5 protein-coding genes are annotated in these 6,337 nt (G+C 69.9%); 3 read left to right on the top strand and 2 right to left on the bottom strand.

Translation table 11 applies throughout. The features are described 5' to 3' along the window. Positions 1-839, bottom strand: an 839-nt coding sequence (locus Q0L54_RS09700; RefSeq protein WP_296667637.1) for an NUDIX hydrolase, incomplete at its 3' end; no start/stop codon positions are given. Further along, positions 836-3,085, bottom strand: a complete 2,250-nt coding sequence (locus Q0L54_RS09695) for an RNA degradosome polyphosphate kinase (protein WP_296667636.1) — start codon at positions 3,083-3,085, stop codon at positions 836-838. The genes Q0L54_RS09695 and Q0L54_RS09700, both read right to left, overlap by 4 nt. Positions 3,086-3,195: 110 nt before the next feature. Between Q0L54_RS09695 and Q0L54_RS09690 the strand changes: the two genes are divergently transcribed. From Q0L54_RS09690 to Q0L54_RS09680, 3 genes are read left to right on the top strand one after another with little or no spacing between them, the layout of a single operon-like run. After that, complete coding sequence (locus tag Q0L54_RS09690) at positions 3,196-3,654, top strand: helix-turn-helix domain-containing protein (protein WP_366937954.1); 459 nt, start codon at positions 3,196-3,198, stop codon at positions 3,652-3,654. Next, complete coding sequence (locus Q0L54_RS09685; RefSeq protein WP_296667632.1) at positions 3,651-4,607, top strand: ABC transporter ATP-binding protein; 957 nt, start codon at positions 3,651-3,653, stop codon at positions 4,605-4,607. The genes Q0L54_RS09690 and Q0L54_RS09685 overlap by 4 nt, the downstream gene beginning before the upstream one ends. After that, positions 4,607-6,262, top strand: coding sequence for an ABC transporter permease subunit (locus Q0L54_RS09680; RefSeq protein WP_296667639.1), 1,656 nt, complete (start codon positions 4,607-4,609; stop codon positions 6,260-6,262). The genes Q0L54_RS09685 and Q0L54_RS09680 overlap by 1 nt, the downstream gene beginning before the upstream one ends. Positions 6,263-6,337 lie beyond the last annotated feature (75 nt).

The following is a 6,337-nucleotide window of genomic DNA, read 5'->3' as shown; positions in this document are numbered from 1 at the left end:
GGCCGCATGGTCGCGCGCAGCATCTCCACGATGGTGGGCAGCGTGGGCCGGTGCACGCACACCGCGCGCGGCGACTTCTTGTTGAACAGCACCGAGAACACCTTCGCGGTGGCGAGCGGCTTGCGGGCGTGACTCGGCTCGGTCAGCGCGTCGTGAGTGGTCGCCGCGACCCCGATCGCCTCCGCGTACGGGCTCACCGTGTCCAGGCACCGGCGAGCGGGCGAGGAGTCGACCTTGGTGATCCCGAACGAGGCGAGCAGCGGCACGATCTGCTGAGCGCGCATCACCCCGTTCTTGGTGAGCGGGCGTCGCTCGTCCGCGAGCTTCCACGCCTTCCGGCGCCGCGCCCGCGCGTGCCGGACCAGAACGAATGGCCTGGTATCAAGCCGATCCGCGGCGTACGCCTCGACCAGTGCGTCCAGCGGACGCAGGTCATCGGGGAACGTGATGATGCGCTGCGCCTCCGCGACGGAGAGCCAGCGCAGGCGGTCGATCTCGTGCTTGGCGGCGGGCTTGTACTGGGGGCGGCCGGCGATGGCGGGGGACTTGGAGGACAGCACCTCGGCCGCCCAGTACTTCACCACCTTCTGCTTGCCCGCGGCGATCGGGTACCGGATGGTGGGCAGCGGCTGGCCGAGCGCGATCTGCTTGCCCGTCTCCTCGGCCACCTCGCGCACGGCGCACTCCGCCAGGGACTCGTCCGGGTCGAGCTTGCCCTTGGGCCAGGACCAGTCGTTGTAGCGGGGACGATGCACGGCGAGCACCTGCAGCTCGCCATCCCGGACGCGCCACACGAGCGCACCGGCGGCCACCACCGTGCCCTCAGGGTGGTGGTTCACTTGCCCTTGGCCCTCCGCTTCGGCTGCCGGCGGATGTACGTCTCCTGGAGGTCCTTGAGGCGCGAGCCCTGGCCGTCGGTCACGGGATGGCTCCACGAGCCGTCCTCGTTGAGCTCCCATCCGGCCACCCGCGAGCTCATCGCCATGTCGATGTTCTCGATGAGCGCGGCGACCTGCTGCTCGTCCACCACGGAGATCAGCGCCTCGATGCGGCGGTCGAGGTTGCGGTGCATGAGGTCCGCGGAGCCGATGAACACCTCGGGCGCGCCGTCGTTGGCGAAGCCGTAGATGCGCGAGTGCTCGAGGAACCGGCCCAGGATCGACCGCACCCGGATGTTCTCCGACAGCCCCGGCACCCCGGGCCGGAGCGCGCAGATGCCGCGCACGTTGACGTCTACCTTCACGCCCGCGCGGGAGGCCCTGTACAGCGCGTCGATCGTCTTCTCGTCGACGATCGAGTTGACCTTGATCTTGACCCAGGCCTCCTTGCCGGCGGCGGCGTTGCGGGCCTCGTTGTCGATGCGCTCGATGAGGCCGGCGCGCACGCCGTTGGGGGCGACGATCAGCCGGCGGAACTTGGCCTTGGGGGCGTAGCCGGACAGCTGGTTGAAGAGCTTGGTGAGGTCCGCGCCCACCTCGGGGTCCTTGGTGAGCAGGCCGTAGTCCTCGTAGAGGCGCGCGGTGCGCGGGTGGTAGTTGCCCGTGCCGATGTGGCAGTAGCGGTGGAGCCCGTCCTCCTCCTGGCGCACCACCAGCGACAGCTTGCAGTGCGTCTTGAGGCCCACGAGTCCGTAGACCACGTGCACGCCGGCCTGCTCGAGCTTGCGCGCCCACGAGATGTTGCGCTGCTCGTCGAAGCGCGCCTTGATCTCCACCAGCGCAAGCACCTGCTTGCCGTTGTGCGCGGCCTCGATGAGGGCGTCGACGATGGGCGAGTCGCCCGACGTGCGGTAGAGCGTCTGCTTGATGGCGAGCACCCGCGGATCCGTGGCCGCCTGCGCCAGGAACGCCTGCACGGAGGTCGAGAACGAGTCGTAGGGGTGGTGCAGCAGCACATCCCCGCGCGTGATCGAGTCGAAGATGTTCTGCTCGTCCGCCGTCTCGACGGGTGCGAGCTTGTGATGCGTGGTGGGCCGGAACGGCGCGAACTGAAGCGCCGGCCGGTCCAGATCCGCGATCACGTTGAGGCTCGTGAGGTCCAGCGGCGCGGGGAGGTGGAACACGTCGTTCTCGGTGATGCCCAGCTCGCGCACCAGCAGCTCGCGGATCTTGGGCGGGAGGTCGTCCGCCACCTCGAGGCGCACCGCCGGCCCGAAGCGGCGCCGCAGCAGCTCGCGCTCCATCGCCTTGAGGAGGTTCTCTGCATCGTCCTCCTCGACCTCGACGTCCTCGTTGCGCGTGACGCGGAACGTGTAGTGCGCCACCACCTCCATGCCGGGGAAGAGGTAGTCGAGGTGGGCGCCGATCACGTCCTCGAGCGGGACAAAGCTGCGCGGCTCATCCGAGAGGGCCGCGGCGTCGGTCACCTGGCCCACGTGTCCCTTCGCGTCGACGGACAGGAAGCGGGGCAGCGTCTCGGGCACCTTCACGCGGGCGAAGTAGTCCTTGCCCGTGTCAGGGTCCTGGATCTCGACGGCCAGGTTGAGCGACAGGCCGGAGATGTAGGGGAACGGGTGGGCCGGGTCAACGGCGAGCGGCGTGAGCACGGGGAAGATGTCCGAGCGGAACAGCTTGCGCAGCCTGTCCTGCTCCTTGTCCTCGAGCTCGTCATAGCGCACCAGCTGGATGCCCTCGTTGGCGAGCGCCGGGCGCACCTGGTCCTCGAAGCACTCCGCGTGCCGGTCCATCAGCTCGTGTGCGCGCTCGATGATCGCGTCGATCTGGCGGGAGGCGCTCATGCCGGTGGCGGACGGCACCGCGAAGCCCGCGGCGATGCGGCGCTTGAGGCCCGCCACGCGCACCATGAAGAACTCGTCGAGGTTCGAGGCGAAGATCGCGAGGAAGCGCGCGCGCTCGAGCAGCGGGGTCTGCGGGTCCTCGGCCATCTCGAGCACGCGGTCGTTGAACGCGAGCCAGGACAGCTCACGGTCCAGGTAGCGCTCCTCGGGCAGCGGCGTGGGCGACGAGTCCTCCTCGTACGTCACGGTGGGGATCGCGTACGTCTCCTCCGATTCGGCGACCGGGGTGGCGTCCTGCTCGGGCGCCGCGGCCGGCGCCGCATCGTTCATGTCGAGGCTCTCTGGCATGGGGCCCATGCTTCCATGCCGGTGGTGCGACTGCTACCCCAGATCGGCGCCTGATCCGTGCCGCTCGAATTGCCAATTTCAAGCAGTTCAGCGATGATTGAAACGTGTTGATGACCGATGCGCAGCACGAGTATGTGGACCAGGTGGCCACCTTCTTCACCATGGTCGGATCCGCCCGCGCCTGGGCCGAGATCCTGGGCTGGCTGATGATCTGCGAGCCCGCCGAACAGAGCCAGGCGCAGATCGCCGCCGCCTTGTCGCTGAGCGCCGGATCGGTCTCGACGCAACTGCGCACGCATGTCTCCCTGGGATTGGTCGAGCAGGTGCGGGTGCGCGGCGACCGCACCCAGCGGTACCGCCTGAGGTCCGGCGCCTGGCACAGCGTGATGGCCTCGGAGCTCGACCGCATCCGCGCGCTCGGCGAGCTCGCACGGGACGGCGCCGCGGTGCTGCCGCGCGAGCGGCCCGAGCGCGTGACCGAGCTGGGAGACCTGGCCGACTTCTTCGCGAGGGAGTGGCCGCCGCTGATGGAACGCATGAATGCCGAGCTCACGAAGGGGACACCATGACCACCACGCCCGCCATCGAGACCGTGGGCCTGACCAAGCACTTCGGCGACGTCGCCGCGGTCCAGGACGTGTCGCTGCAGATCGGCCCCGGGGAGATCTTCGGCTTCCTAGGACCCAACGGCGCGGGCAAGTCCACCACGATCCGCTGCCTGCTCGACCTGATCCGCCCCACCGCGGGCGAGTGCCGCATCGTGGGTCTGGACTCGCGGCGCGACGCGGTGGAGATCCGCCGCCACCTGGGATTCCTCCCCTCGGACCTGGCCTTGTACCCCAACCTCACGGGCCACGAGACCCTCAGGTTCCTCGCCAACCTGCGCGGCGGTGTCGACTGGGCCTGGGTCGACACGCTCTCGGAGCGCTTCGACGCCGACCTCGCCAAGAAGGTGGGCGAGCTCTCCTCCGGCAACCGCCAGAAGGTGGGGCTCATCCAGGCGTTCATGAACCGCCCCGAGGTGGTGGTGCTCGACGAGCCCATCACCGGCCTCGACCCGCTGGTCCAGCTCGAGTTCCACTCGCTCATGCGCGAGCACGTGGAGGAGGGCAACACGGTCTTCCTGTCCAGCCACACGCTCTCCGAGGTCGAGCGCGTGGCGGACCGGGTGGGATTCATCCGCCGCGGCCACCTCATCGCGGTCGAGCGGATGACCGATCTCATGGACAAGGCGCTGCGCCGCGTCACGCTCGAGTTCGCCAAGCCCGTGCCCGTCTCCGCCTTCGACGGCGTCGAGGGGGTGCACGGCGTGACCGCCGAGGGCAGGCGCCTCACGGCCCAGTACGAGGGCTCCATGGCCCCGCTGCTGAGGGTGGCGACGGCGCACGACGTCCTCACGCTGGCGTCCTCATCCGTGGACCTCGACGAGATCTTCCTCGAGTTCTACCGCGACGAGGTCACCGAGGCCGACGCCGCGGACCACGTGGAGGGCGCCCCCGCGCCGGTGGGGGAGCGTGCGTGATGCTCCGCACGCTCTACCTCAAGTCGGTGCGCGACCGCTGGGCCGGCGCGCTTATCGGGGTCGCGTCCCTGTGGCTCGTCGCCGTCTTCGGCATGTGGGCATATTCCGGGATCGGGGACGAGGCGGTCTCCTTCTTCGAGCAGATGCCCGCGTTCTACTCGTCGGTCCTCGGCATCAGCAGCGACGCCGGCGTGACGGGCCTGATGATGTCGATGATGTTCAACTTTTTGGGACCCTTCGTGGTCGCGGGCATCGCCATCTCGATGGGCGCCGCGTCCATCGCGGGCGAGGAGCGCGAGGGCACGATGAACGTGCTCACCACGGCGCCGCGGTCGCGCTCGCGGCTGCTGGGCTCGAAGGCGCTCGCCGCGTTCACCATCGCGCTCGGCGTCAACATCCTTGCCTGGCTGGGCTACGTGGCGACGGTGCTCGCGTTCGGCGAGAGCACCACGGGCGTGGACGTGTGGGGCGCGACGCTGCACGTGCTCGTGGTGTCCCTGCTCTACGGCGCCGTGGCGCTGGCGATCGGCGCGGCGACCGGCCAGCAGCAGCTCGCCTCGGGCGTCGCCACCGCGTTCCTGGTGTTCTCCTTCCTCGCCTCCGGCCTGCTGCCCATGTTCGACGGCTGGGAGAACTGGGCCAAGATCTTCCCCTGGCACTACATCGGGGCCGCGCAGCCGCTGGTCAACGGCGCCGACTGGGCGCAGTTGGGAGTCCTCCTGGCCATCACGGCCGCGCTGGTGGGCGTGGGCTGGGCGGCGCTGGTGCGCCGCGACCTGCGGTCCGGCGAGGGCCGGCTGCCGCTCGTGGCACGGCTGCAGGACGATGCGCGGGTCGCCCGGGTGCTCGAGTTGCTCCAGGGGAACAGGAGCACGCGTGGGCTGCTCGGCATGGCCGTGAGCGAGTCGCGCGCGATGCTCACCATCGCGGGCGGCGGCATGTTCGTGATGATGACGGTGATGGGGCCGCTGTTCAACGCCGTCTCCGACGTGGTGGGCCAGTTCGCCTCGTCCTTCCCCGACTCGATCATGGCGATGGTGGGGTTCGCGGACTACTCGCGGCCAGAGGGCTGGTACCACGGCGAGGGGCTGTCCATCCTGGCTCCGGTGGCGGTGGGCGTGGTCGCGATCTCCGCGGGTGCGGCGCTCGCCCGCGAGGAGCAGCGGCGCACCATCAACGTGCTGCTGACTGCGCCCGTGTCGCGCGACTCCATCGCGTGGCGGCGGGTGGCCGCGCTGCTGATCGTCTCGGCCGTCACCGGCGCGCTGATCGCAGCCGGCATGGCGGCGGGAAATGCGATCGGCGGCCTGGGCATGGACTACGGCAACATCGCCGCGACCGGCGTGCTGATCACCGGCCTCGGGTGCGTGCTGGGCGCGGCGGCGTTCCTCGCCGGCGCCATCACGGGGGTGCCGCGCATCGCGATCGGCGCGGGCACCGGCGTGGCGATCGTCGGGTGGGCGCTCACCGCATTCGCCGCGGTCAACAGCGCGCTCGAACCGCTCGCCCACGCCTCGCCGTTCTACTACGTGACGTGGAACTTCCCGCTCGACAACGGTCTCGCCTGGTACCAGCCGGTGGTGCTGTTCGGCGCGGCGGCGGCGCTGTGCGTCGCCGGAGTGGCCGCGTACCGGCGCCGAGACCTGCGCGGCTGAACGGAGACACACAGGCGACGGGTTGCGCCGGCTAGTGCCTCAATGACGAAGAAAGTGATGGCGGCCAGCGCCGGC

It is taken from the genome of Demequina sp., assembly GCF_024642165.1.
Taxonomy (GTDB): domain Bacteria; phylum Actinomycetota; class Actinomycetes; order Actinomycetales; family Demequinaceae; genus Demequina.
The sequence above is the reverse complement of the archived record's forward strand: the minus strand, read 5'-3'. Positions and strand labels throughout refer to the sequence as shown.